The sequence below is a fragment of the Streptomyces sp. NPDC127084 genome, assembly GCF_042724175.1.
Classification (GTDB): Bacteria; Actinomycetota; Actinomycetes; order Streptomycetales; family Streptomycetaceae; genus Streptomyces.
Window position 1 is genome coordinate 4,144 of the sequence record NZ_JBHXFA010000023.1, and the last position, 22,897, is coordinate 27,040.

General features: G+C 69.2%; 27 protein-coding genes. 13 read left to right on the plus strand and 14 right to left on the minus strand.

Annotated elements, in window-relative coordinates; translation table 11 throughout:
- Nucleotides 1-370: 370 nt before the first annotated feature.
- Nucleotides 371-676, minus strand: a complete 306-nt coding sequence (locus ACFWI9_RS08275; RefSeq protein WP_387159847.1) for a DUF6087 family protein — start codon at nt 674-676, stop codon at nt 371-373.
- A 12-nt stretch (nt 677-688) separates the two neighbouring features.
- Nucleotides 689-2,059, minus strand: a complete 1,371-nt coding sequence (locus tag ACFWI9_RS08280) for a Tat pathway signal protein (RefSeq protein WP_387159849.1) — start codon at nt 2,057-2,059, stop codon at nt 689-691.
- A gap of 157 nt (nt 2,060-2,216) precedes the next feature.
- Here ACFWI9_RS08280 and ACFWI9_RS08285 point away from each other — a divergent pair, with 157 nt between their 5' ends.
- The 3 genes from ACFWI9_RS08285 to tgmC are packed head-to-tail and all read left to right on the plus strand — an operon-like array spanning nt 2,217 to nt 4,679.
- Complete coding sequence (locus tag ACFWI9_RS08285; protein ID WP_387159851.1) at nt 2,217-2,489, plus strand: putative ATP-grasp-modified RiPP; 273 nt, start codon at nt 2,217-2,219, stop codon at nt 2,487-2,489.
- A 7-nt stretch (nt 2,490-2,496) separates the two neighbouring features.
- A complete protein-coding gene (tgmB, locus tag ACFWI9_RS08290) occupies nt 2,497-3,486 on the plus strand; it encodes an ATP-grasp ribosomal peptide maturase (RefSeq protein WP_387159853.1) in 990 nt (329 codons plus the stop codon).
- Nucleotides 3,483-4,679 (plus strand): ATP-grasp peptide maturase system methyltransferase, encoded by a 1,197-nt coding sequence (gene tgmC, locus ACFWI9_RS08295; RefSeq protein ID WP_387159854.1) that lies wholly within the window; start codon nt 3,483-3,485, stop codon nt 4,677-4,679. The genes tgmB and tgmC overlap by 4 nt, the downstream gene beginning before the upstream one ends.
- Before the next feature lie 259 nt (nt 4,680-4,938).
- On the opposite strand, the gene ACFWI9_RS08300 is transcribed toward tgmC, so the two are convergent.
- Both ACFWI9_RS08300 and ACFWI9_RS08305 read right to left on the minus strand, forming a co-directional pair.
- Nucleotides 4,939-5,535: an ATP/GTP-binding protein gene (locus ACFWI9_RS08300; protein WP_387159856.1), complete on the minus strand. Its 597-nt coding sequence runs from the start codon at nt 5,533-5,535 to the stop codon at nt 4,939-4,941.
- A 245-nt stretch (nt 5,536-5,780) separates the two neighbouring features.
- On the minus strand, nt 5,781-6,350 hold the full coding sequence (locus ACFWI9_RS08305; RefSeq protein WP_387159857.1) for a hypothetical protein: 570 nt from the start codon (nt 6,348-6,350) through the stop codon (nt 5,781-5,783).
- A 942-nt stretch (nt 6,351-7,292) separates the two neighbouring features.
- Between ACFWI9_RS08305 and ACFWI9_RS08310 the strand changes: the two genes are divergently transcribed.
- Nucleotides 7,293-7,913 carry an endonuclease domain-containing protein gene (locus ACFWI9_RS08310; protein ID WP_387159859.1) on the plus strand — a complete coding sequence of 207 codons (621 nt, stop codon included), beginning with the start codon at nt 7,293-7,295 and terminating at the stop codon, nt 7,911-7,913.
- Nucleotides 7,914-8,195: 282 nt separating this feature from the next.
- Nucleotides 8,196-8,627: a hypothetical protein gene (locus ACFWI9_RS08315; RefSeq protein ID WP_387159861.1), complete on the plus strand. Its 432-nt coding sequence runs from the start codon at nt 8,196-8,198 to the stop codon at nt 8,625-8,627.
- Between the two features lie 482 nt (nt 8,628-9,109).
- Here the strand turns inward: ACFWI9_RS08315 and ACFWI9_RS08320 are convergent, their stop codons facing one another.
- Complete coding sequence (locus ACFWI9_RS08320; protein ID WP_387159863.1) at nt 9,110-9,358, minus strand: type II toxin-antitoxin system RelE/ParE family toxin; 249 nt, start codon at nt 9,356-9,358, stop codon at nt 9,110-9,112.
- A complete protein-coding gene (locus ACFWI9_RS08325; protein ID WP_387159864.1) occupies nt 9,355-9,762 on the minus strand; it encodes a type II toxin-antitoxin system Phd/YefM family antitoxin in 408 nt (135 codons plus the stop codon). The genes ACFWI9_RS08320 and ACFWI9_RS08325 overlap by 4 nt, the downstream gene beginning before the upstream one ends.
- Here ACFWI9_RS08325 and ACFWI9_RS08330 point away from each other — a divergent pair.
- The 4 genes from ACFWI9_RS08330 to ACFWI9_RS08345 all read left to right on the plus strand — a co-directional run bounded on the left by ACFWI9_RS08330 (nt 9,761) and on the right by ACFWI9_RS08345 (nt 12,898).
- Nucleotides 9,761-10,108 carry a hypothetical protein gene (locus ACFWI9_RS08330; protein ID WP_387159866.1) on the plus strand — a complete coding sequence of 116 codons (348 nt, stop codon included), beginning with the start codon at nt 9,761-9,763 and terminating at the stop codon, nt 10,106-10,108. The two genes, ACFWI9_RS08325 and ACFWI9_RS08330, sit on opposite strands and share 2 nt — an antisense overlap.
- Before the next feature lie 333 nt (nt 10,109-10,441).
- Nucleotides 10,442-10,786, plus strand: a complete 345-nt coding sequence (locus ACFWI9_RS08335; protein ID WP_387159868.1) for a hypothetical protein — start codon at nt 10,442-10,444, stop codon at nt 10,784-10,786.
- 131 nt (nt 10,787-10,917) lie between these two features.
- The gene (locus tag ACFWI9_RS08340; protein WP_387159945.1) at nt 10,918-11,631 is read left to right on the plus strand and encodes a hypothetical protein; all 714 of its coding nucleotides are present in this window, start codon (nt 10,918-10,920) and stop codon (nt 11,629-11,631) included.
- Nucleotides 11,632-11,983: 352 nt separating this feature from the next.
- Nucleotides 11,984-12,898 (plus strand): replication-relaxation family protein, encoded by a 915-nt coding sequence (locus ACFWI9_RS08345; protein WP_387159870.1) that lies wholly within the window; start codon nt 11,984-11,986, stop codon nt 12,896-12,898.
- 46 nt (nt 12,899-12,944) lie between these two features.
- Here the strand turns inward: ACFWI9_RS08345 and ACFWI9_RS08350 are convergent, their stop codons facing one another.
- From ACFWI9_RS08350 to ACFWI9_RS08365, 4 genes are all read right to left on the minus strand, one after another.
- Entirely contained in the window at nt 12,945-13,205 is a 261-nt protein-coding gene (locus ACFWI9_RS08350) for a hypothetical protein (protein WP_387159872.1), read from the minus strand.
- A 291-nt stretch (nt 13,206-13,496) separates the two neighbouring features.
- A complete protein-coding gene (locus ACFWI9_RS08355) occupies nt 13,497-14,375 on the minus strand; it encodes a glycosyltransferase family 2 protein (protein ID WP_387159946.1) in 879 nt (292 codons plus the stop codon).
- A gap of 190 nt (nt 14,376-14,565) precedes the next feature.
- Nucleotides 14,566-15,279: a transferase gene (locus tag ACFWI9_RS08360; RefSeq protein WP_387159873.1), complete on the minus strand. Its 714-nt coding sequence runs from the start codon at nt 15,277-15,279 to the stop codon at nt 14,566-14,568.
- A 98-nt stretch (nt 15,280-15,377) separates the two neighbouring features.
- Entirely contained in the window at nt 15,378-16,988 is a 1,611-nt protein-coding gene (locus tag ACFWI9_RS08365; RefSeq protein WP_387159875.1) for an NAD-dependent epimerase/dehydratase family protein, read from the minus strand.
- A gap of 219 nt (nt 16,989-17,207) precedes the next feature.
- On the opposite strand from ACFWI9_RS08365, the gene ACFWI9_RS08370 reads away from it, so the two are divergent.
- The 4 genes from ACFWI9_RS08370 to ACFWI9_RS08385 all read left to right on the plus strand — a co-directional run bounded on the left by ACFWI9_RS08370 (nt 17,208) and on the right by ACFWI9_RS08385 (nt 18,808).
- Nucleotides 17,208-18,050, plus strand: a complete 843-nt coding sequence (locus ACFWI9_RS08370; protein ID WP_387159877.1) for a helix-turn-helix domain-containing protein — start codon at nt 17,208-17,210, stop codon at nt 18,048-18,050.
- Complete coding sequence (locus tag ACFWI9_RS08375; RefSeq protein ID WP_387159879.1) at nt 18,047-18,262, plus strand: DUF397 domain-containing protein; 216 nt, start codon at nt 18,047-18,049, stop codon at nt 18,260-18,262. Before ACFWI9_RS08370 ends, ACFWI9_RS08375 begins: the two co-directional genes overlap by 4 nt.
- A gap of 145 nt (nt 18,263-18,407) precedes the next feature.
- A complete protein-coding gene (locus ACFWI9_RS08380) occupies nt 18,408-18,614 on the plus strand; it encodes a Scr1 family TA system antitoxin-like transcriptional regulator (RefSeq protein WP_387159881.1) in 207 nt (68 codons plus the stop codon).
- Nucleotides 18,611-18,808, plus strand: coding sequence for a DUF397 domain-containing protein (locus tag ACFWI9_RS08385; RefSeq protein WP_387159882.1), 198 nt, complete (start codon nt 18,611-18,613; stop codon nt 18,806-18,808). The genes ACFWI9_RS08380 and ACFWI9_RS08385 overlap by 4 nt, the downstream gene beginning before the upstream one ends.
- Nucleotides 18,809-19,614: 806 nt before the next feature.
- Here the strand turns inward: ACFWI9_RS08385 and ACFWI9_RS08390 are convergent.
- From ACFWI9_RS08390 to ACFWI9_RS08405, 4 genes are all read right to left on the minus strand, one after another.
- On the minus strand, nt 19,615-19,773 hold the full coding sequence (locus ACFWI9_RS08390) for a hypothetical protein (RefSeq protein WP_387159884.1): 159 nt from the start codon (nt 19,771-19,773) through the stop codon (nt 19,615-19,617).
- Nucleotides 19,770-19,928 carry a hypothetical protein gene (locus tag ACFWI9_RS08395; protein WP_387159886.1) on the minus strand — a complete coding sequence of 53 codons (159 nt, stop codon included), beginning with the start codon at nt 19,926-19,928 and terminating at the stop codon, nt 19,770-19,772. Before ACFWI9_RS08395 ends, ACFWI9_RS08390 begins: the two co-directional genes overlap by 4 nt.
- A gap of 99 nt (nt 19,929-20,027) precedes the next feature.
- Nucleotides 20,028-20,837: a hypothetical protein gene (locus tag ACFWI9_RS08400; protein WP_387159888.1), complete on the minus strand. Its 810-nt coding sequence runs from the start codon at nt 20,835-20,837 to the stop codon at nt 20,028-20,030.
- Nucleotides 20,834-22,276, minus strand: a complete 1,443-nt coding sequence (locus tag ACFWI9_RS08405; protein WP_387159890.1) for a hypothetical protein — start codon at nt 22,274-22,276, stop codon at nt 20,834-20,836. The genes ACFWI9_RS08400 and ACFWI9_RS08405 overlap by 4 nt, the downstream gene beginning before the upstream one ends.
- Between the last annotated feature and the right edge of the window lie 621 nt (nt 22,277-22,897).

Below are 22,897 nucleotides of genomic sequence, written 5' to 3' on the forward strand. Positions count from 1 at the left end.
CGCCCTGCCGCCCCCCCCCCCCCGCGCCCCCGCGGCCGCCGCGCCCGCCCCCCCCCCCCCCCCCCGCCCGCCCAGGCAGCGCTCCCCGGGCGGAAGGCCGCCGAAGCCGCCTGGAAGACCGCCGCGCAGTGCTCGCCCTCTTCCCACACCCGGTCCTGCTGCTGATCCTGGCCGACTCCCCCGACTCGCTGACCCGCACGATCAGGCGGTTGCAGTGGTGGGCGCCCGTGAACGCGGCCAGTCTCGATTACCGGTGCGAGACGTGCGGCGCACCAGCAGGCCAGTTGTGCCCCTCTTGGTGCGATGTCGGCTATACCGCAGATGATGCCCGCCACGTCGCAAGCCCCGAGCTCCGCCGTCGTTCAGAGGGTTACGCGGCGGAAGGCGGCTGGCTTCCGGCTTCGCCAGATACCTGCTCGTTCGCCCATCGCCGGGCCTCCGCGAGGTTCAACGCCGTGCTGGCAGGTTCGTACGAAAACCCATTCCACTCCTCCAAGGCCCGAGGTTGATCAGGATGGAGGTGCCCGCCACCACCATGGAACGGGCGGTGCAGGCGGTGCTGGTCGAGAGGCGGGCGGCGTCGCTTCTCGTAGCCCGCGAGCAGATCGTCCGGGGAGACGCGCGGCACCGCGCGGGACGGCTGGTTCGGCGGCCCGGGCCGGGAGTGCTTACCCATGGCTCGATGGTCTCAGGCGGCGACAGCGGTTGGCCGCGCACTGGCGAGATCGGCCGCGAGGACGCGGACCTCGTCCACTGCGGTGGTCCGGTACAGGCGGGCGGCATCCAGCAGAGTGTTGAGCCGGGAAGTCACCAGAGTGGAGTCGATCCGGGCCGCCTCATCAAGCGCCTGATGGGCCGCCGCGGCGCCCTGCTCGGGGTCGCCTTCGGTGAACAGCGCGGCCGCCAGCCCGACCTGGTCCATGACGCGCGCCCGCTCGAACCCAGGCTTCCTGAGCGCGAGGGCATCGGTGAAGTGAACGCTCGCAGGCTGGCGCGGTCGGCCGATCCCTGCGAGGTCGCGGGCGGAGACTGCGCGTGCTCCGGCGTGCTCTGCCGCGTCGAAGTAGCTCACCCATTCCGGGACATCATCGCCCAGGCCATCGGCCACGAGCTCATCGGCGGTGCCGAGGTGCTGCTCGGCCTGGCGCTCGTCACCGAGGGCCGCATGGACGCGGCCGGTCTGGGAAGCGACCAGGGCCCTGGTGGCCGGCAGGTTCGCCTTTGCCGCGGCGACGTCCAGCAGGCCGAGGGCGTCGCCGGGATGGCCGAGGTAGATCATCTGGTGCGACATGCGGGTGACGATCTCCACCCCGCGGTCTGGCTGCCGGGCTTCGGAGGCCGCGTAGATGCCGTAGGACCAGTACCGCTGAGCGGTGGCGTACCGGCCGCAGTCGTGGCTGACCCACCCGGCCAGGGCCGCCAGGTCCGCGGTCGCCGAGAAGACCCGGGCCTTCAGTGACGGCGGGACGCCGTCCTGGACGCGGCGGGCGACTTCGGCGAGCTGGGCGACGATCGCGGAGCGGTACAGGCCGCCTCCCTTGGAGGCGTCGGCCTTCGTAAAGAACGCGGTGACCTCTTCCAGGGCGGCAGTGGTGTCGGTGTCGAAGCCCTTGGTGTCGCGGTTCAGCCGGCGAGCGGTGCCGCCCAGCATCCGCTCGGCCGCGAGGATCAGCGGGGCACCCAGGGCGAGTTTGAGCGTGTCGCGGCGGTCGAGGAAGAGATCCATCTGGGTCCATCCGGCCAGGGTCTGTGCGGCTGCTTCGGTCAGCAGCGGCAGCTGGATGCTATCCAGTGTGGGCCCGGCGGCCGTCAGGCCCAGATCACCCGGCGTAAGCGGCTGACTGACCGCCTCGGACAGCACCGACGCGAGAAGCGCGGGCACGGGCGGGCGGGGGCGTTCGCCGTCGATCCAGCGGCGGATGCGGGTGGCGTCCGGGGCGATCTGCCGGTGGCCCTGGCGGATGGCTTCGGCAGCAATACGGCGGGCGATCTCGCCGTGGGATAAGCCGGTGGCCGCGATCCACAGTGCGAGGTGCGGGTTGCTGGTTTTGCCGGTCATCGCGTCTCGCCTTCCCTGACTTCTTGTCACGGAGCGTGGCAATTCCGCCACGGTTCGCGGCATCAACGGTACTGGTCACGGGCGTTATCGGGGGGCGATTCTGCATCTGCGGTAGCCGCCCGGCTATCCGCATGATGCAAGAGGAAAGGACGAACGCATGGCGACGCTTGCACCCCAGGCCCAGGTTCCGTGGGCGATGCGGCTGGTCACCGACAGGCTCCCGGTCGGCCCGCCGTCGTACGCCGCGGTGACGCTCGACGGGGAGACGCAGACCGCCCGGTACACCGATGCCGCCGGTCAGGTGGTGGAGATGGGCCAGCACGGAACGAACAGGACCACGGGCACCGCGTCGATGTCCGGCGGCGGCGACGGGCAGTCCCCGCAGCCGCAGACGCAGGACGACAACACCACCGACTACGAGTCGGACTGAGCAGCCGATGACAGCTCCTCTCGTCCTGGTCATCACGTCCGTGGAGGACGTCACTGCGGACTGGGTGATCGGTTCGCTGAACGAGCGTGAGGTACCGGTCGTCCGCGTCGACCCGGCCGACATCGGGCCCGGCCTGTCCCTTGGAGCCCGCATCGGCACCGGGGCGCCGGCGTGGGGCGGTCGGCTGCGGACGACCAGCCGCGAGGTGGAGCTGGGGGAGGTGGCGGCGGTGTACTACCGCCGCCCCACCCCGTATGTCTCCCGCTTCGCCCACCTGCCTGCCCAACAGCGTGACTTCGCCGCAGCCGAGGCGCGGCATGGGCTCGGCGGGGTGCTGGGCCACCTGCACGGCGCCCGCTACGTCAACCACCCTGGCGCGGTCACGGCCGCGGACTTCAAGCCCGCCCAGCTTCAGACGGCGGCCCAGCTCGGCCTGTCCGTGCCACCCACCCTGGTCACCAACGACGTGGAGGCCGCGCGGAAGTTCGCCGCCGAGCACGGGCCCGTGATCTACAAGACGTTCCGTGGGCTGCCCACGGGCGAGGACGGGCACACCGGCGCGATCTGGGCCCAGCGCGTCGACCCCGACACCTTCGACGACACCCTGACGGTGACCGCACACCTGTTCCAGGCGGAGATCCCCAAGACCGGCGACGTGCGCGTCACGATGGTCGGGAAGAAGGTGTTCGCCCAGCAGATCGCCGCCCCGGACGGGGCGCTGGACTGGCGCCGCGGCGACTGGGACGCCCTGCTGCACGCCCCCATCCGCGTCCCGGCCGCGATCGAGGCCGCGCTCCATAGTTATCTGAGCGCGTTCAGCCTGGTTTTCGGCTGCTTCGACTTCGCCCTCACCGGCGACGGCGACGAGCCCGGGGACTGGGTGTTCATCGAGTGCAACCCGAACGGTCAGTGGGGCTGGCTGCCCGACGCACCGGGCATCACCGAGGCGTTCGCCGACATCCTGAGTACGAGCACGGAAGGAGGCGGGGTTCGATGATGCCCGCCGATCTGGAGACCGACGCCGAGCGGCTGCGCGCGGCGATGACCAAGGCCCTCGCCGAGGATGGCGTCCTTGCTGATCCCGGCTGGCGGGCGGCGGTCGAGGCGGTGCCGAGGCACCGGTTCGTGCCGGGCTTCTACCTGCCCGCCGACGAGCGCGACGGGCAGGGACTGACGGTGTGGGAGCCGGTCACCGCCGAGCTCGACTACGGTCGCTGGCTGGCCGCGGCGTACTCCGACACCACGCTGATCACCCAGTTCGACGGCGACGAACCCGACTGGAAGAGCCCACAGGCACAGCACGGTGGGGCGCCCACCTCCTCCTCCACGCTGCCCTCGCTGGTGGTGCGAATGTGGGCGGACGCCGAGGTCACCGAGGGGCACACGGTGCTGGAGATCGGCACCGGCACCGGGTACTCCACCGCCCTCGCGTGCGAACGCCTCGGCTCCGCCGACGTCACCTCCATCGAGGTCGACCCCCACCGGCTGGAGCAGGCCGCCAGCGCCCTCTACGGATGCGGCTACAGCCCCACCCTCGCGGTGGCGGACGGGCTGTACGGCTACTGGCCCGAGGCGAAGTTCGACCGGATCGTAGCCGCCTGCTCCTTCCGCACCGTTCCACCCGCACTGCTGGCACAGGCCCGGCCGGGCGGGAAGATCCTGCTCACCCTCTCCGGCTGGCTCTACGGATACGCCCGTGTCCTGCTCACCGTGAACAGTGACGGCACCGCCGAGGGCCAGCTAATGCCCGGCACGGTCTCCTTCATGTCCGCCCGCACCCACGCGGCGCCAGCGTTCGGCAACCCCGCCCACTGGGCCGCCGGCCTCCCTGAGAGGGGGCGGGCCGCCCGGCACTCCCCGGAGCGCATCACCGCTGCCACCGAGCAGGCGTTCCACCTTCGATTTCTCGCCCAATGCGCCACCCCCGACGCGCAGATGACGACCGTCGGCGAGGTCGTGCACCTAGCCGACGTAGTCACCGGCTCCGCCGCCACCATCACCCCCACCGAGGACCGGTGGGATGTACGCGAGGGCGGCCCGGTAAAGCTGTGGACGCGGATCGAGGCCGTGCTGTCTGCGTACGACGAGGCCGGACAGCCGGGGCCGGAGACATTCACCCTGCACGTCTACGACAGCGGACAGCACCTGCGACACCCACAGATGCCCGGCCTACCGCTGCCCCGGCCCTGACCGGCGTCTCTGTGAACGGTGCTGAGGAGCACGTCTACCCCCGCTCGCACCCGAACGTCGACTTGGAACAGACCAGCCGTATGCCCGACAGCCCGCGCTATGGCTTCCAGGGCGTCACAGCGTGCCCTGTTGAGCGGGCAGGATGGTCCGTGCACCAGCGACTCCTGCCTCTCCCACGCCGCCGCACGCCAGCAAACCCACCCTCCAGGCCCTGGGCAGCGGGCAGAAGACGGACGTCCCGAGCCTGGAGGATCCAACGTCAGTTCAGTACCTGCACCTCACGCACGTCCACTGCGAAGGGGGTCACACGGCTCTCGGTGAACTTTCCGGCGTCTCCGAGGGCCGCCGCCCGCCATTCCACGGTCCACGTGGCCGTGGCCGTCCCCGCATACTTCCCACTCTTCAGCGCAGTCGAGGGGGCCTTGTAACGATGCCCGCAATCCGGCGACGGGCTCTTGCCCTGCGAGGCGTCGTAGCGGGTGCCGGGACCGGCACAGATGACCGTCTCGCTGTCGCCCATCTTCCATGCGATGGAAGACACCGTGGCCGTCGCCGTAACCTTCACACCGCCCGCCGTGGCCGTCGCGGTGTTCGGACCGAAAGTCGTCGGGGATTGCTCCACCCACAACCACATCGGCAGCCCCACCACATACCGGCCGCCCGCGCGAGGGCTGGCCACGTTCGGCCCCGTCAGCAGCATGGAATCGACTGCCCGGCGCGCCACCAGCTCCGGATCAATCGTCGGCGCCCCCGGGGCCTCGCCGTCAGCTATCCACACCGTGCGCGCCCCATCGGTGTCTGGGCAAAGCGCGCCGTAGACTGCGCCCTTCTGCCCCTGGTGCCCCTTCCAGTACATGTTGTCCGGCGGAGGCTGCGGAACGAGCTTGGTGTACGTACACGACGGCTTTGAACCTCCCTTCCCGGAGGGGTCGGCCGCCGGGTGCGGCCCACCTGAACCGGGCCTGTCCGCCCCGTCCTGCGCGCATACCTTGACGAACAGCGTGGCTCCCTTGCAGACGCCCCCGCCCGGACCACCATCGGCATGCGCGACCGGCGCAAGACCGCCCACCAGGAGCACCGCGGTCACCGCAGCCGCCCGGCTCAGCATGTCGGCCCGCCCTGGGGGTTGATGGCGGTCACCATCCAGCCGTTCGGCCACTTCTCGGCGCGCACGGTCATGACGTAACGGAGCGGCTGCTCCGTCGGCAGGGGAATCGGCTTGTTGGCCCGGGTGTCGTAGGTCTCGTACCTCGACAGATCCACGCAGTCCGACAACGTCGCCTTGGGCGTCTTGGCGCCCATGTCGAGCCCAGTCACCTTCGCGTCGTGCCCGATCTCGCCACGCACCACCGTCCCGGCCTTCTTCATCCGGGCCAGGTCGAGACGGATCCGCGCCAGCGCATCAAGCGTCGTGTACTTCTCCAGGTCGGTGCCCTTGGCATCGGCCTTGCGGTACGCCTTCATCTGCTCCGCAGACATCGAGCTGTACGCCGCCAGCACCGCCGCCTTCTCCGCCTCCTGCGGATCAGCAGCCGACGTCGAGGGCACAGGCGTCGAGGGCACGGAGGATGCTTTGTTGTCTCCGTCGCCGTCGCAGCCAGCGAGCGCGAGAGCAAGCGCTACACCGCCACTCAGCACCGCCGCACCGCGCCCGTGTCGAGCCGTCACCATCAAGTCCACCCCCGCGCATTCGCGAACAGAACCCGATCACCGTAACGCCCAGCACAGACACCATCACAGAGAATCCCCTGCACACCATCAGCTATGGAGTCCATCAAGGGAGCATTGCCCCTTGCAGGTGACGAGCGGATCAGCAGCCTGCCCCGGCATAGCCGTGGGCCATTAGCCTGTTTGCATGTCAGAGCGTGTCATCCCAGGGCGCAGGAGCGGCCTGATCACTCTGGGCGCCGCGGATGCGCTGTGGGCCGGACTGGCTGCTGGCAGCGCTGTGCCGGCGGCTTCTGCGGCGTTCACTTCCCCGCCTGCCAATGCTCAGTTGGGGTACGTCCTGCTGGGCGGCCGCGTGGTGGCGACGGTGCAGGCAAGCGGCGGCCCATGTGGTGTTCCGGAGGTTGAGGTGCGCCGGGCGGCCGCGGAACTGAACGCGGTGGAGATGGATGGCCGGGACCTGGTCCGCATCGGTCCCTTCCGTGGCGCGTCGGCGCAGGAGCACATGGAGGGAATGCTGCTGCGGTGGCGCCAGCGCGTCACCCGGGAGCTGCAGGGGCGGGTCGACCCCGGGCGGGCAGCACGACACGAAGGCGGTCGGCTGCACCATCTGGCGGGGATCGATTGGCAGCGGATGCTCGTGGAACGAACCCGCGACCGCACGGCGCGGACGTGGTGGCTGCCGCGCGCCGTGGTCATGCTGCTGGATACGGCCGAGCACGCCGAAAACTGGATACGGCCGAGCACGCCGAAAAGCAGTGGCTGCAAGCCGCACGGACCAGCCAGAGATGCGCAGCGGTCCCCGAGCCGCCCTCCCGCCACGGCCGGACTCCACCCGCCGACGGCCAGCAGACGACAAGCCCTCACTGCCCAACCGTCCCACCGCGTGCGTACAACGGCGAGCTGCAAGGCCACCTGTACTCGGTACTCAGCCGCAAGCCGAACATGTCCCGCAAGGTGGCAGGGTGGACGTGCGCCGTCTGCCACACCGCACCCGCCGCCGTACTCGACCACTGCCACGAACACGGCTACGTCCGTGCCCCCGTCTGCCACTCCTGCAATACACAGGAACGCCCCGACCACCTGTACAGCAATCACATCCGCGTGGCCGACCACTACACACGCCTCTTCGACACCCACACCGGCGACTGGCTCCACCACTGGCACCGCTGCCCCGGCTGCCGCGCCCGCACCACCCTCCCCCTGCCGCACCTCGCCGCCTGGACCGCCCACATAGCCTGCCGATCACTGCGCCCGACCCACCGCGGCCCCCGCGGCTCCCGCGCGCGCAAACCCTGCGGGGTACTGCGCGTGTCCTGGACAGGCAGCCACAACGCGCCGCGTTCCTGCCTGCTCACCGTCGCCGTCGACTTCTGCCCCACCGGCGAGCACCGTGTCCTAGCGAGGGTCCCCTACCGCGAAGCCGCCGAACGGTTTGGCACCTGGCTGGCCGAGACCGCCCCCGCCGTTGCCGCCGCAGCCGGACCCGACCGCCTCGACGACCTCCCCACCCGATCCCGGCCAGTCATCGCGGACACCAGCGGTGAGGACCTGGCCCTGTTCTGAGCTCGCACACCTTTGAGCTGCACGGAAACTGGGGTGGCGCCCGATCGGCGAGCGCCTTACGTGCCAGTGGGCGGCTGCATCGCGAAGTGCGCCACGGCCCATGGTGAACGCCGCACGCTGGGGCACTCTTCCCCGCTGGCCAGTCGAGAGCAGAGCTGACCGCAAAACCGCAGGTCAGGGGTGGATTTACCCACCCAATAAAGACACTATTATTGATGTTGTTGGTTCTGCGGATCACCCCGTACGGCGGGGCCGCCGCCCCGCCGAGGAAGGACGCCTGTGATGAAGCATCAGGAACTGGCCGCACTGTTGGCCGAGCCGGGCACGCCTTTGATGCCTGCCGCGCTCCGCGACCTTCCTCCCAAGACTCTGGACACTCTTGCCTCCGTCGCCATCCAGGCGGCGGAACAGGGCTGGCGGCGGGTGGTCGTCGGCCGGGTCCGCGCCTTCGCTGCTGAGCAGCCGGGCGATGGGCCGCAGGCCGTGGCGGCGTACTTCACGACGACAGAGCAGCGGGCGGGCAGCAGGATGTCGGTGGGCTGGAGCCCGTTCATCGCTGCTCTCGCGCCCTCCGTGGAGATGCCGGACCTCAGGCACACCGAGACCACGGGTCGCATGGTGCCAGTCGGCGAGACGGCACTTGACCCGCCCGCGCACGACGACGTCCTGTACGTCCACCTCCCGACCTCCCACGTCATCCGCGTGAAGCCCTGAGCGCCCAACCGCCCCCGTTCACCGAACCGGCAAGAAGGAGAACCATGGCCACCGCCGTTTCCACCCCGCCGATGGAGCCCGGCACGCACGAAGAGGAGGCGCCGCAGATTGTCTACCTCGACCCGGCACAGGTGGTGCGTCTTCGGTGTCCTCGACGCCGACAAGACCCTCACCGCCTTCCGGCGACGCCTGTGCCAGATCTGCGGACACCCGCTGGACGAGCCGTGCTTGTGTCAACGACGTCGTGGAGGCCGTCGCCGACCCAGCTCGTGCCGGCCTTTGGCTGCTCGTCCGCCCGGCCGACAGCACCCACCGGGCACTATTGGTATCGCTCGCCCCACAACCTCGCCCTCGCCGGTCAGGCGGATAGCGCGACCGAGCAACCACGTCTTCGAAGCCATTCCCACACCCTTACGGGAAACCTTGAGACCCACCAGCGGCAGAGCGGGGACAGAACCCGCTGAGGAGCCGTCGTGGCATGGTCAGCCAGCGTGTCCTACGTGCTCAATGTGGAGCGTGCTGGTCTGGGTGTCGATGCGGTACAAGATCCTCCATGGACCGCTGTGCAGACGCCGGTGACTGCTCCCCCAGGCGCGGGAACCTTCGGGAGCCGGATCATCCGCGAGCCGGTCCGTGGCGTGCAGCAGTGCGTCCACACCAGCGGGGTCGGCCTTCAGATGGCTGGCTGCCTCATTGAGAGCAGCGGGCTCCCAAGTGATGCTCCAGCTCACTCTGCGCTCCGGCCCGCTGCGTCGAGAAGCGCGAGACGGGCCTGCGCGTGTGAAACAGGAGCCGGGGTGATTCCCAGAGCCCGATCACGTTCCAGGCGCGCGACAGCCAGGGCGTCTTCGAGATCCTCCAGCTCCGCCGGGGAGATCAGAACGGCAGTGGGTGTACCCCGGTCAGTCAGGGTGATGTGCTCGTGCTGGGCAGCACGACGCGCGAGGTCGCCCAAGCAGGCCCGGGCTTCAGCGATTGGATATGTACTCGACATGAATCTAGAGTACATCTGCATACACTTTGGCGGCCGCCTCACAGCGCCGCAAAACCGACCGTGATCATTCAGCGGAAAGCTGGCCACGCTGCGCCGGAGCCGCTCAACCGGGTATGCGGCATACGGCCGGTTCCCGCGCATGGATAGCCCTTACTGCCGCAAGTACGCCAAGGAGGGCGTGGTCTCCAGCGCCCTGGACTCCTACGGTCGAACCGTCTCAAGCGGCAGTTCAGCCAGGGTGCGGATCCTGAAGATCGTGGGTCTGCGCAGCGACGAGGGAGCTGACCGCAAAAGGCGGCCAGCCTTCCGTACCATGGTGGCCAACTCGGCTCGGGTCGTGGATGAATGGCTGCCCGTCAAGGACTGGTCGACCGACGCGGTCAATCAGTGGCATGCCAGCGCGCCGGTGCCGTACTGCTGGTCGTACCATTCCGTGCCCGGTGCCGGTGACTGGCTGGGCAACTCGCTGCTCCTGCTCCCTATGTAGTTACGCGTCGCTGCCCGACTTGCTGCTCTCCTGTGGGCGCCGGCCGCGGCTCGCCGACCTGTATGCGGAGGTCGAGCGGGTCCGCGGCGACAGTTTCCGCGCCGACCGGCGCATCACCGATCTGATTCGGCATGCAAGAAAGTGCGGCGCCGACCCGGGTGTCGCCTGTCCGGACGACGGCCCGGACTTCACCGCCCTGCAGCAAGGTGCGGGCGGCACTGACGTCGGAGCCCCGCAAGGAGCCCGAGCTGGCCCGCGACAGCGGCCGCCGCCCGATGTGCGACGGCTGCGGCTGGCCACCACCCGGCACTCACCCATCAGGAGGGATACTCGATGACGATGACGACGACCCAGCGCATCCTCGACCTCGTTGCGGCGGCACAGGCCAGCCACGGCGAGGACCTGGTGCTCCTCCTGGGCGAGGCGCACGAGCTGTACCAGCAAGGTCTTCAGGACCTGCACCGGGATGTATCAGCACGACTCGGCGGGCTGACCACCGCGGATCTGATGTCCGCCGCGGACACGGCCGGCATACCCTGTGATGCCTCGCAGGACCGGGACGAAGTGCTCCTGCTGCTGACCCTTGCCGAGTGGGAGACGACACCGGCCGCCATGGCATACGCGGAGATGGCCGAGGCCGCCGCGCACCGCGGTGTCTCCTTGATCCCCGAGGACTGACCCTCAACGGTGAGCCCGGCCGCGGAGAGAATCCTGAGCGGCGGACTGGACCCACACCCGGAACTCCTGCCATTATTTGCGTTGTGAGCGGGATGGGCCGGCTCGCCGCTGACAGGACGGACGGTTCCGCCATGACCTCGCGCCGCGAGCCTCGCCTGGCCGACGCTGCCGAGATCGCGGCTGAACAGGGTTTGACCCCCGCAAGGGTCAGCAGCCTCTACACCGAGCAAGCGGAGAACACGGCCGGCAAGGCATTCCCCGAGCCCGTCGACAAACGTGGCCGCGCCCGCCTGTGGGATCACGCGGAGGTCACCGAGTGGTTCGCCCACCGTGCACCGGCACGGCTCGCTCAACACATACCGCCCTCCCTCGCCCAGGACACCTTGCTGAACGCCGCGGAAGCCTCGCGGTACCTCGGCTACAAGAACCCCAACCAGGTCACCACCTTCGTGCGCGACCACCCCGGCTACTTCCCCGACGCGGACGTCATCGAAGAGAAGGGCACGACCGAGAACCCCTACCGCCGGCAGCTGTGGACGGTACGGACCCTGCAGGCGTGGATCGCCACCCGTCCCGGCCGCGGACGGCGGGCCGGAACGAAACCGGCGCCACCCCTGCCGGTCGTACCCGTCGACGGCGATCCGGACGAACTGCTGGGGGCGAGCCAAGCGGCCGCCCTGCTGGGGTTCAAGAGCGTCGGTTCCTTCTCCAGCAGCCTGTCCCAGGGCAACCTTCCGCTGCTGAAGACCACGGACGGCGTCGCCGAAGCAGGGCGCCAGAAGGGTCGCCGGCGGTGGACACGTCGGCGCATCCTCGAGCAGGCCGCCGCACGGTCGAAGAAGTAGCGATAGCACCCGGCGGTGACGGTCTTCCGGTCACCGCCCCAAGAACGCGACACTCGGTTTTGGGCGTTGGTCCCTTGCGGGCCGGGTGTCGCACGATGGCCGGCACGGCGTGGCTTCGCCACCACGCCCCGCAGCAGCATCTGCTGCTGCGGACCGGCCATCGCCAATCATTCAAGACCGCTCCCGCGCCACCTGTGCTGACGGCCGCTGGTGCTTCAAGTACCGCGCAGCCCGTGGTCGGGGCCATGGAACCCCGACCACGGGCCCGACCACGAGATCGTGGCCGGGTCGTGACCCTGGTCAGGGTCACATGGTCGGGGGTCGGGTCGGGGCTCTGGGGTTGCCTGCTGCCATGACCCGCTCCCTATCAGGTGCCCCGGCCGCCGAGGTGGCTCCGAGCCCCGTAGAACCGCTGCGTTTGCAGATCCTGACCGCGCTCGCCCTCCACCGCATGGCCACGACCGGCCAGCTGCTCAGAATGCTGCGACCGGACGGGACCCGCCAATTGCTCTCGCGGGCACTGAACACGCTGCGGTCCAGGGGCTTCGTCGACCTCACCCCGCTGCCGGACTCGGGGCGATCGCGTACGCACGCCTGGTACCTCACCCCGGAGGGGGCGCGTCTGACCCGCGATCTCCCCATCCTGCGAGGACGGCCGCCATACCCCATCACCTCCACCACCGCAGCGTCGCTGAAGACGCCGCACACACTGACCGTCGTCCGCGCCCATCTGCCGTTCGCGGCAGACGCCCGCCGGCACGGGCACGAGCACGGCCCATGGGACTGGACTCCCGAGGTGGCCCACTCCATCGGCGAGGGCGAACGGCTCGTGGCCGACGCGGTCATGCACTACACCGTCATCGACGGTGGCCACCGGCGGAAGCTGCGCGCGTTCGTAGAAGTCGACCGCAGCACCATGAGCAGCGAGCGGCTGGCCGTGAAGCTGATCGAGTACGCGCGGCTCTTCCAGCACGAAGCCCAGCCCGTCGGCCGCCGCAGGCCCCACTCCGCCGGCCCGGCGTGGCTGCGCTGGTACCCGGTCTTCCCCCGCGTGCTCTTCGTGCTCACCGGCGCCTCCCGGGGCAGGCTTCAGGCTCGGATCAGCGATCTGCAGGCGATGGTCGCCCAGCACCCGCTGGTCGCAGCCCTCGCCCGGGAAGCACAGCTCGGAGCGGCCATCCTGGAAGACATCGAGGAACACCGCCCGTCCGGACCCGTGTGGACGCCGCTCATCGGGGGCCCGCCCCGCCCTTGGACCGACCTGTGACCAGTACCCCATCCACCGGCCGCGTGTCGAGCGCGAGCCTGGATCTTCAGGTGACCCGGATGCGCAGGACGTACCGCTCTCCCGTGCTGATCGCTTCGGCCTGCTCGACCAGGTCGGCGTGCGTGAACTCCAGCAAGGCCCGGTCGGCCGCGCGGCGCAGCAGGGGCAGAATCTCCGCGGTGGGCTGGCCTTGATGTGTCTCGGCGAGCTCCGCGAAGGCTTGCTGGTAGGGGGCGCCGTGCGATGTTTCGGCGCTGTCGGCCAGGAGCCGGTCCAGGTGCTGCCTGCCCACGCTGATCTCACCCATGGCCTGTCCCGTGCCTTCCTCGGTCCGGTCCTTCCGGACCCTCGCCTTCGACGCTACGAGCCGGCACTGACAATCCGTGGCCTTGGCATCTCGCCCACCGGCAGAGGCCTGCATGCTGGACACGCCAGGATGAGGCTGCGATGCGTCGCACCGGGACAAAAGGGGTGACGATCGTTCGGTGCTACGCCGGGCGGCCGTTGACGTGAGGTACCGCGGCGCGGATTCCGCGGCCGCGTTCGTCGGGTTCTGCCACACGCCGAGTTCTTGAGGCGTCGTGCTGCTCGGAGTCGTTCAGAAGATCGGGGGTCTGCCTGCTCGGCTGAGCCGGTAGACCGTCTTCCACGACATGGGGTGACGGGTGCCCTGGCCTCCTGCCAGTCCTTCACGGAATCCAGCGAGGGTGGCACGCAGCGCCTTGGCTTCCCGGAAGCGCGACAGGGTGATGAGGCTCCAGGTGGCGAGGTTGAGTGGAATGAGTGGGCGGGGCAGGTTACGGCGGGCTACCCAGACGCGGTTGCGGGCGTTGAGACGGTAGAAGGTCTCGTGCCGGGCCGGGTTGGTGGCCGGGTGGTGGACGACGATGTCGGGGAAGTAGCGGCCTTGGAGCCCGAGGTCCCAGAGCTTCCAGGCCAGTTCCACTCCTTCGTGGAAGAGGAAGAAGTGGCCTGGCCAGCCGCCGGCGCGTTCGTAGGCGTCGCGTCGGACCATGACGACGCCCTCGGCCATGACGGTGACCACGCCGGGGCGGGCAGGGTCGGAGGCGCGCAGGCGGGGTACCCAGCGCCGGAGGGTGACGCCGGTGACGGGGTCAAAGATGCGTGGCTGGGCGTAGGCGAGCTGGTCATCAGCGGAGAGTTCGGCGACGAGACGGGCGAGTGAGTTGGTTTCCGGCAGGACGGCGTCGTTGTCGAAGAAGAACAGGTAGTCGCCCGTCACCTCAGCGGCGCCGATGTTGCGGCCTTCGGGGATTCCCACGTTCTCGCGGAGGCTGACTGTGCGCACGCCTGCGGGGACCTGGTCGGGTACGCAGCCGTTGCCAACCACGACGACATCGAGTTCGATGCCTTCCTGCGCAAGGAGGGAGGCCATGGCCCGGGGAAACTCCTCAGGCCGGTCGTTCATCGTCAGGACGACGGCGCCGACCGTCGGGCGCGGGGCGCCGTTGCTCACGGAAGCGCCTTTCATCTCGTTGACTCTGCAGGTTTCAACTCTAGTGCTCGCCTGCCTGTCCCTCGGGTTCCTGAGTGGCGGTGCCGAGCGCCGTCACGGCTGCGTTCAGAGCGGCGTGCATGGGTGTGGCCGGCCGGGTCGGCGCCGATCGCGATGGCCAACGTGCCGGGGGCGGGGGCCGCCGCGGAGGTCACCGCGGGGCCTCGCTGCTTCGGCGAGATCGGCGTGAGTGGACGTGGGCTTCGGCCGTGTGGGGCGCGGTGACGATGCTGTGCTCGGGAATGGCGCGGAGGGCGAGGGTGACGCCGGTGTTGATCTGGCTGTGGCGTCCGATGGCAACGCCCGGGCCGAGGCTGATGTTGGTGCCGGTCTGCGTGCCATCGCCGATGACTGCGCCGAACTGCGGGGTTCCAGTCCGGTAGATGCCGAGACGGGTGCGGAGGATGACCTCGCGGTCTGGGGTGCGCATGTCGCGGCTCATGGTGATGCCGGCCACGGTCACGCTCGCGGACAGGTGGGCCCGGGCGCCGACGAGGGTGCGGTTGATGCCGATGCGGTGGCCGAGCACGGCGTCTTCGCCGATGAAAGCGGCGGTGACCTCGCAGTTGAAGCCGATGGAAGCGCCCGCGCACACGACGCTTCCCTTGCGGACGGTGGAGAACTCGAAGACACGGGCGTGCGGGCCGATGATGACGTCGTCGCCGATGATCGCCTGAGGGTGGACGAACGCCGTCGGGTGGATACGTCCCCGCGGGCCGAGCGCGGTTAAGGCTTGGCGGTGGACCTCGGGCCAGCGGGTGAGGAAGTCGGCGAGGTCGTAGGTGTCGATGGTGCCGTAGGCGGTCTCGGCGAGCGAACCGCGGGCGGGGGCGGTGAGGTACTGGCTGAGCAGGAGCGGGGGCATGGCTGGCCTCCAGTCAGGGATGGCCGCGCGCGGCTGCCGAGAATGTGAACGCGGTGGCGGGGGCCGTCGGCGGGGCGAGTCTGTGCCGCCCGCCGGTGTCAGAGGGCCGTGGCCTGCGTCAGCCAGCTCGGAGCGGCTTGCGGAGTCTGCTCCAGCCACCGCACGTAGCGAGTGATTCCCTCGGCGATAGCTACCTTCGGCTTCCAGCCCAGGATGTTCTCCATACGGCGCACCGAGGCGTACCCGCCGAGGGGGTCACCCGCTGGTAGGGGGGTCTCGAGTAGGAGGGTGTCGGGGTAGTGGGCGCGGACCAGGTCGGCGACGTCGCGGACGCTGGTGGCGATCCCTGTGCCGATGTTCAGGGTATCGGTGTGGGCGCGGGGGTTGGTCAGCGCGTGCAGGGTGCCTTCGGCGATGTCCTCAACGTGCGTGAGGTCACGGACCTGACGGCCACCCCCGTTGAGATGAAGGGGAAGCCCCAAATTGGCGCGCGTGGCGAACCAGGCGACCACCCAGGAGTGGGAGTTCGGCTTGATGGTCTGCGGTTCGCCATAGACGGAGAAGTAGCGGACGATGCTGTACGAGGTGCCGATCTGACCGAGGACCAGCTTGGTCTGTTCCTCGCCCCACACCTTCGTGTTGCCGTAGACGGAGACAGGTCGCATGGCGTGCGTTTCGTGGAACTGGGGCGGGATGCGTCCGCCATGAACGGTCTCCAGGAGCTGGCGCATGGTCAGCAGGTCCGGGTTGGTGGTCTCCTCCGGATTTCCGTCGCCGTAGACGCTGGCGGAGGACACGAACACCATCCGGCGGACCCGGTCGGTAGCGGCAACGGCATCCAGGACGCTCTGCGTGCCGGTGATGTTGACGTCGATCGCGGCCATCGGCTCTCGGGTGCACGCTGCGACGTCGGCGAGGGCTGCCGCGTGGATGACGTAGTCGCTCTCGCCGACGAGCGTGCGTACCAGAGCCGTGTCCCGGACGTCTCCGGTGATCACGTCCGCGTCGGAAGGGTCGACACCGAAGCGGTCGGTGTACACCTGGGCAGGGTAGGCGTCCATGGCGCACAGCGAGACGGGGCGGGCGCCCAGCGCGCGGAGCCGGGCAGTGATGCGGGAGCCGATCAGGCCCGCGCCACCGGTCACCAGAACGGTGGATCCGGCAAGGGCGGTCAGAGGGGAACGGTCGTGCACGATGCCTCCATCGGGGAGCGAACGTAACTCGTGAGAGGACGCGGCATTCGAGAGCGCGGGCATGGCCATGTCCGCGGAGTGATGAGGCGCAAGCGCCTTGGCGGGTGCTTGAAGCTCGGCCCAGAGCCGCTTCCCCCAGACGGGTTGCTCGCATCCGGTCGTGTCGGCGACGGCTTCGACCAGGGACAGGCCGCGGCCGCATTCGTCGCTCTCCCCGGCCGTAGGTGGCACGGGCGGAGAGGACCTGCGGGTGTCGGTCACCACGACCCTCACCCGGGTGTCGGTCAGGCGCAGCACCGTGACCCGGTAGGAGGGGACACCGGCGTGCTGGACGACGTTGGTGGCGAGTTCGCTGGTGACGAGTGCGGCGTCATGGGCGAGGGGCTCGAGACCCCATGCGTGCACAGCCGTGATGGCGAGTCGGCGGGCGTCGCGGACGCTCTCGGCAGCGGTGGGGAACGTGTGGGTGTAGGCGGGAAATCCGGTTGCGTGGATGCTGGCGCGGAAGTCGGTCATGGGCAGGCTCGGCTTTCAGGCCGGAGAAGGGCATGACGGAAAGTGATCACCCGGACGGCTTCCGTTAGGAACCGCCTACCGCCAGAGTGCTCCTTGTTGTGACGTAGGCGCAACAAGGAGCACTCAATCGGCGAGAGTTGGAATATGCCAACCCGCAGAACGTACCGACGCGAGCATGCGATGCTGCGTCCCATGACGCGCAGAAGCACAACACCGACCGTGAAACAGCGTCGTGTTGGGGAGCAGTTAGCCCGCTGGCGCACCGATGCCGAGCTGAACGTCCGCGAAGCTGCCCACCGCGCCGGCATCGACTTCACTCGTCTGTCCCGACTGGAGCGCGCCGCCTACCGCGTGCCGGCTCAGGACGTCCGGAAGCTGGCCGCGGCCTACGGCATCAACGACGAACGGGCGGTCGCAGCGGTGGCCGCCGCAGCCGAGGAACCCCCGGGACGAGGCTGGTGGGCCCCCTACAAGGACCGACTGGCCCAGCCCTACCTCGATTTCATCGAGCTGGAAGCCGACGCCACCGACCTCCGCGTTCACCACCCCGCCGTCGTCCCGGGACTCGCACAGACACCCGGATACGCCCGCGAACTCATCCGACGCTCTGCCCAGGAGGTCATCGAGGAGCGGGCCGAAACTCTCGTGGCGGCCCGGCTAGGCCGCCAGGAAGTACTCTCCCGGGCTCCTTCGCAGGTGCGCGTGCGCTTCCTCGTCGCGGAATCGGCCCTCCATGCCCAGTTCGACACCGGTCCCGCCGTCATGAGAGACCAGATCGACCGACTGATCGACCTGTCACGGCGTCGGGGCATCACCGTTCAGATACTCCCGCTCGGCATGCACCCGGCATACGGATCCGGCGGCGCCCTGACCCTGCTGGGTTTCGACCACCCCTGGCTCCCCGCTGCCAGCGTGGACACCCCGCTCGGAGGCGAACACACCGACGACCCCGCCGAGGTCTCGAGGCTGGAAGCGGAGTTCGAGTTCATCGCCTCGGCTGCACTCTCCGCAGACGAATCGCGAGCAGTCCTGAAAGCACATCTGGAAAGGGTCCACGGATGACTCGCACCACCTCCCATGCCGACCTGCCCTGGCGGAAGAGCTCCTACTCGGGCAACTCCGACAGCCAGTGCGTCGAGGTCGCCCCAATCGCGACCATGGGGCTGGACGGCGTCGCCATACGCGACTCGAAATGCCCGGTCGGCCCCATGCTGACTCTCGGCAGCAAGACGTTCGCCACCTTCATCGCCAGCGTCTCCAGGCCCACCGACTGACTGCACCGCAAGACGCGTCGGCCGGACTCGCGATCGGCTGGCGCGTCGTCCAGCTCGTGCTCGCGAAGGCCTGGAGCAACCATCCTGACTTCCCTTCCTGGATCACCCACGAACGCGTGACCCAGCACGAGCACCCCCTCCTGTCGTGACACCCGCCCAGCGGGGACAGCTGGTAGAGATTCCCGCCGACCCTGCCGCGCTGCCGGATCCCAGCTCGTCCGGCATCTTCGTGGAGGGGGCTGCAGACGTGGCGGTCTTCGAAGAAGCCTTCGAGCAGATCGTCGCCACCGCGCAATCGCCAGACGAGTCGCGCGAGACCATCAAGAAGATCATGGAGGAGAAGTACTCATGACCGCACCCGCCCCGGACAGCCCGGCCTGGTTCAAGTCCTCGTTCAGCGGTGGTGAGCAGGACTGCATTGAGGTCGCGGGCACGTCCGGCGCCCTGTACGTCCGCGACTCGAAGGACAAGACCGGCCCGACCCTCGCGTTCACACCGACGGAATTCTCCTCCTTCGTCGGCTACGTCTCGAGGCTGGAGGTCTGACGCTCACACGACAGGCCCGTCTCCCCAAGACGGGTCAGAGCAGCGATGAGGTCGGCGGCCTGCACCGGGCCGCCGACCGTGGACACGCCCCCGGCAGATGCGGCTGCATGCTCGACACCTGGGCTTGATGCCCCCGTGGTCCCTTTCGGGAAGGCGATTGCCGCCGACGAGCTTCCCGCGCCCGCATCGTGCCTCCTGACGCAGAGGCGCGCCGTTCACCTTCAACCGCGCCCGCCGTCAGCCCACGATCCTGGCATTCTCAGGCACGTAGACCGAAGTAGCCAGAAAATAGCAGGCACATCCGCAGTGACTTCTTTAGAATCTGAAGCAGAACGCGGATCTGAGGCGGCATCAACGGATGCCGAGGTCCGCCGGTCCAGGGGGACAGCATGCTTCACGAAGTCCAGACTCGACAACTCATCAACGAGCGCCTGCGCGAGGGAGAGCGAGAACGCCTCCTGCACGCAGCCCGTCTACAACGTCGCGCCGAGCGCGCCACCCAGCGCGCCCGCCGCGCCCTGCGCAAGATTGCCGCATAACGTCCCTCCCTCTGGCGGGCCGCCTTCCGGTCTACGGTCGGCGGCCCATTCCCCATTCGGGGGAGCGACGCGAGAGCGGATCGTGGATCGGCGAAGGCCGTGGTCCGCGAGGAGTCCCGGTCTGATGCCGACGGCTCCCTAACTGAGCCGCCAGCTGCCCATCCTGAGCGATCCGTCACAGCTACGGTCCGTGCAGGCTGAGCTTGCTCGACATCGGCGTGAGATGAGTCGAGTGAGTGACGCTGCGGGTCGGCAGAGCCGTGAAGCTCAGCCGCCGGATGATCCCGCGCGCATCCAGCGCGTGGACATGACTACGCAGACGGGCACGCCTACGGCCAGGCCCACCGCGCCGCCGGCGAGGGCCCCAAGGACGACAGGTTGGGTGGCGGCGGACAGCACCATGGGGACGCCCACGCTGAATGTCACGCCCCCATGATCAGAACCAGGCCGGGGGCGTGCGAGCCGGTGTGATGCCCGGTGTACGCGGCCCACGGCAGGCAGATTGCCAGGCTCGCCGCAATGAGTACGGCGGTGAACTGCCAGCCGGCGAGGACATCGAGAAGCGCGTCCAGCTCACTCATTCGTTCTTCCCTTCGGGTTGTGTCGCCATCGTGACGCTAGGCACTGACAGCCGGGCGGGTCTGGCAGTTGGCTCGGCGAGAGTTCGCGGCACCGAGAAGTCACAGACAGTGCCGCCCAGGGTGGGAGGCGTGGCTCGCGCATGCGGTGTCGCCCTGAGCGGTGCGCTTGACGATGTGGGCAAGTTGGAGCATCGCTCGTTCGCGGGCGATGAGGTCGGCTGAGACCGAGCGGCTGTCCCGGTTCTGGAGCAGGCCCGCGGCCTCCCACAGCAGGGTCTGGCCGATGTCGGCCGAGCGGCGCAGTTCGTAGCAGCCGCTGTCGGCGGCGGCGTGGACGAGGGACGTGTGCAGGGTGGCAAGGCGCTGGAGATAGCGGCAGGCGACGTCGCCTTCGACCACGCGGACGTACTTGCGGGCCCGGGCATCCAGCCGGTCCGGCAGGTGCTCAGCGACCAGCGGGGCAAGGAATGCGGCCGGCAGGACGACATCGACCGGGATCCCTTGGTGGATGGCGAACAGACCGGCCAGCAGGCTGATGAGGGCTATGGCCGCAGTGGCGAGCCGCAGCGATCCGGGGACGGTGCCCAGGGCGATGCGGTGGGCGGGGCGCCGGGTCAGCCAGCGCGGGGCCAGACGCTGTGTGCGGGTCGCGGCGGGGGTGAGCACGCCGATCTGGTGGGGGATTTCGGGTGGGCTGCCGTCGCCGGGGACGGTCCAGGCGAGCCATACCCAGGGGGTGCGTTCGTGGACGAGTACGGGCTCGCAGGTGGCCGGGCAGGTGTGGTCGCGGACGTGGCCGGTCCGCAGGGCGCGGGAGCGTTCCTTCTCCCACTGCTTGGGGTCTCGGGTGAAGGGGTGCGTGTGGTGCGCGGGCGTGGTCGGCTGCGGGGTGTTGAGCGTGTCTGTCACGGGGTGCTTCCTTCCAGGTGGTGGTCTGTCAGGGCGGAGGCGCATGTGGTGCAGCGGCCGTTGCCGTCGGGGTGGGCGCGGCGGGGTGTGGGACTTGTGCAGGTGCGGCAGAGGGGCCAGTCGAGGCAGGCCGGGCAGAGGTCTTCGCCGGGGGCGTTTGCGGGAGCGCCGCAGCCGGTGCATTCGACGAGGGCGCGGTAGGTCAGGGCTTCGTTCACCGTGCGTGCGGCGGCGGAGCGGGTCATCTGTTGCGTCGGTGGGTCGTTCCAGACGGGCTGGTGGCGGGGGCTGGCCGCGATGGCGGGCGGCGGGTAGGCCTGGGCGGCGCGCAGGCGGGCGGCGATGATCGCGCCGACTGTGGTCCGTACCGGTTTGGGTAGGGGCTGGGCGGCGATGATGTTGCGCAGTTGTTCAGCGGTCCAGCCGGCCTGAAGCATCGCGGTCACGACGCGGCCTTGATCGGTCAGCGGCTGCCCGGTCAGAAGTAGCTCGGAGCGGGAGGCGCCGAGGTCGAGCAGCAGGCGGATGCCCGGGTGCATCTCGTCTGCCGTGGGCGCTGGTGGCGGGGATGTCGGTGTGGGCGGCTGGTTGATCGGTCCTGGTGTTCGCGTCGCTGCGCTGCGGCACGGACGGAGGGGTTTGGTGTTCTGCTTGTTGGTCTTCTTTCTGTTGGTGTTCTTAGTGGACCGATCGGCCAACGTAGGGTCATCCACTGGTGGAAATCCCGACTCTGGATCGGACCTGCTGCTTTGCAGGGCGGGCAGGTCGGTGATGAGGTACGCCGCCGCGCTGAGGGTGCCGTCTGGGCTGCGATGGCGTTCTCGTACCAGGAAGCCGTGCTTCTCCAGTTCCCTCAGCCCGCTCTTGACGGCTGAGTCACCGTCGCGGCTTCGTCGGGCGATGTCGGTGACGGTCATCCGCCAGCCGTCCCGGTGTGTGGAGAGCAGTCCGAACAGCCCTTTGGCCTTGAAGGACAGCTGCGCTTCGCGGAAGAGGCCGTTGGCGATCTGGGTGAACTGATCGGCCGCCATCACGCCCCGGCGGATCCCCGCCGGGTGACCGTCGTTGTGCTCGGCCTCGGGGGCGGTGACCACCCCGGCGGCTTCGATCAGGGCGATGTCCAAGGTGGCCGGGCGGTCCGTAATGCAGTAGACGATCTCGCCGAGGGTGCCGTCCGGGCGGCGCAGGCGTTCACGGATCAGGTAGCCGTGTGCCTCGAGCTCCCGCAGGCCGTTGCGTACCGCTTCCCGTCCGTCCGGGCCCATGCGGACGAGGTCGGTGACCGTGACCTGCCAGCCGTTCCTGTGGGTACTGACGTACCCGAAGATCCCCTTCGCTTTGAACGACATCCGTGCATCGCGGAACAACGCGTTGGCGATCTGGGTGAACTGATCGGCCGCCATGACGCCGCGGCGGATCCCCGCCCCGAAGCGGGTCACCACCGTGTCTCCGACGTGTGTCGGGCGCGGTGGCCCCGGCAGCGAACCGGGCGCGCCGAGGTGCGGCGACCGGCGGTCTTGGGTGCGCGGGCGGGTGTGTGGTCCATGTCGTCAGCTCAGCCGCCGACCCCGACCAGGCTGACGGCCACGAGCCCCGACCATCGGTCACGATCCGGCAACACGGCCGTCGGGCTGCCGTGGTCGGGCTCATGGTCGGGCCGACCACGTGCCTCCATCCGGGGCGTTCCACGATTGCGCAGCTGACTGCGCAGCCCCTGACGGCCCTCATGGGCTGCGCAATCGGTTTGAGGGTGCTGCGCAGTCGAGTTCGGTCGCGGGCTGCGCAGTCTCCCGAGGGTTCTGATCTTCTCGTGCGCAGGTCTGTCGGGCGCACTGCGCAGCCTTCTGATGTCGCCCGGTCGCCTTCGGTCTGCGCAGGTGTGGGTGTCGGGTCCGGTGGCCGAGCCGCAGGTGGTGGCGCAACGGTCCCAGTCCGGGACGCGCGCCGGTCGCGATGGCGGCTCGCCAGTTCGCGGCTGACCCGTGGTGCGGGTGAAGGGACGGCCCGACAACAACACCAACACACACAAAGTTTAAACAGCAAGGTAGCCCGCGGGGGTG

What these genes read in the sequence shown, in the direction of transcription:
- ACFWI9_RS08275 (WP_387159847.1), bottom strand. Translation starts at nt 676, where the DNA reads ATGGGTAAGCACTCCCGGCCCGGGCCGCCGAACCAGCCGTCCCGCGCG.
- ACFWI9_RS08280 (WP_387159849.1), bottom strand. Translation starts at nt 2,059, where the DNA reads ATGACCGGCAAAACCAGCAACCCGCACCTCGCACTGTGGATCGCGGCC.
- ACFWI9_RS08285 (WP_387159851.1), top strand. Translation starts at nt 2,217, where the DNA reads ATGGCGACGCTTGCACCCCAGGCCCAGGTTCCGTGGGCGATGCGGCTG.
- tgmB (WP_387159853.1), top strand. Translation starts at nt 2,497, where the DNA reads ATGACAGCTCCTCTCGTCCTGGTCATCACGTCCGTGGAGGACGTCACT.
- tgmC (WP_387159854.1), top strand. Translation starts at nt 3,483, where the DNA reads ATGATGCCCGCCGATCTGGAGACCGACGCCGAGCGGCTGCGCGCGGCG.
- ACFWI9_RS08300 (WP_387159856.1), bottom strand. Translation starts at nt 5,535, where the DNA reads ATGTACTGGAAGGGGCACCAGGGGCAGAAGGGCGCAGTCTACGGCGCG.
- ACFWI9_RS08305 (WP_387159857.1), bottom strand. Translation starts at nt 6,350, where the DNA reads ATGGTGACGGCTCGACACGGGCGCGGTGCGGCGGTGCTGAGTGGCGGT.
- ACFWI9_RS08310 (WP_387159859.1), top strand. Translation starts at nt 7,293, where the DNA reads ATGTCCCGCAAGGTGGCAGGGTGGACGTGCGCCGTCTGCCACACCGCA.
- ACFWI9_RS08315 (WP_387159861.1), top strand. Translation starts at nt 8,196, where the DNA reads ATGAAGCATCAGGAACTGGCCGCACTGTTGGCCGAGCCGGGCACGCCT.
- ACFWI9_RS08330 (WP_387159866.1), top strand. Translation starts at nt 9,761, where the DNA reads ATGGATAGCCCTTACTGCCGCAAGTACGCCAAGGAGGGCGTGGTCTCC.
- ACFWI9_RS08325 (WP_387159864.1), bottom strand. Translation starts at nt 9,762, where the DNA reads ATGCGCGGGAACCGGCCGTATGCCGCATACCCGGTTGAGCGGCTCCGG.
- ACFWI9_RS08335 (WP_387159868.1), top strand. Translation starts at nt 10,442, where the DNA reads ATGACGATGACGACGACCCAGCGCATCCTCGACCTCGTTGCGGCGGCA.
- ACFWI9_RS08340 (WP_387159945.1), top strand. Translation starts at nt 10,918, where the DNA reads ATGACCTCGCGCCGCGAGCCTCGCCTGGCCGACGCTGCCGAGATCGCG.
- ACFWI9_RS08345 (WP_387159870.1), top strand. Translation starts at nt 11,984, where the DNA reads ATGACCCGCTCCCTATCAGGTGCCCCGGCCGCCGAGGTGGCTCCGAGC.
- ACFWI9_RS08350 (WP_387159872.1), bottom strand. Translation starts at nt 13,205, where the DNA reads ATGGGTGAGATCAGCGTGGGCAGGCAGCACCTGGACCGGCTCCTGGCC.
- ACFWI9_RS08360 (WP_387159873.1), bottom strand. Translation starts at nt 15,279, where the DNA reads ATGCCCCCGCTCCTGCTCAGCCAGTACCTCACCGCCCCCGCCCGCGGT.
- ACFWI9_RS08365 (WP_387159875.1), bottom strand. Translation starts at nt 16,988, where the DNA reads ATGACCGACTTCCGCGCCAGCATCCACGCAACCGGATTTCCCGCCTAC.
- ACFWI9_RS08375 (WP_387159879.1), top strand. Translation starts at nt 18,047, where the DNA reads ATGACTCGCACCACCTCCCATGCCGACCTGCCCTGGCGGAAGAGCTCC.
- ACFWI9_RS08385 (WP_387159882.1), top strand. Translation starts at nt 18,611, where the DNA reads ATGACCGCACCCGCCCCGGACAGCCCGGCCTGGTTCAAGTCCTCGTTC.
- ACFWI9_RS08395 (WP_387159886.1), bottom strand. Translation starts at nt 19,928, where the DNA reads ATGAGTGAGCTGGACGCGCTTCTCGATGTCCTCGCCGGCTGGCAGTTC.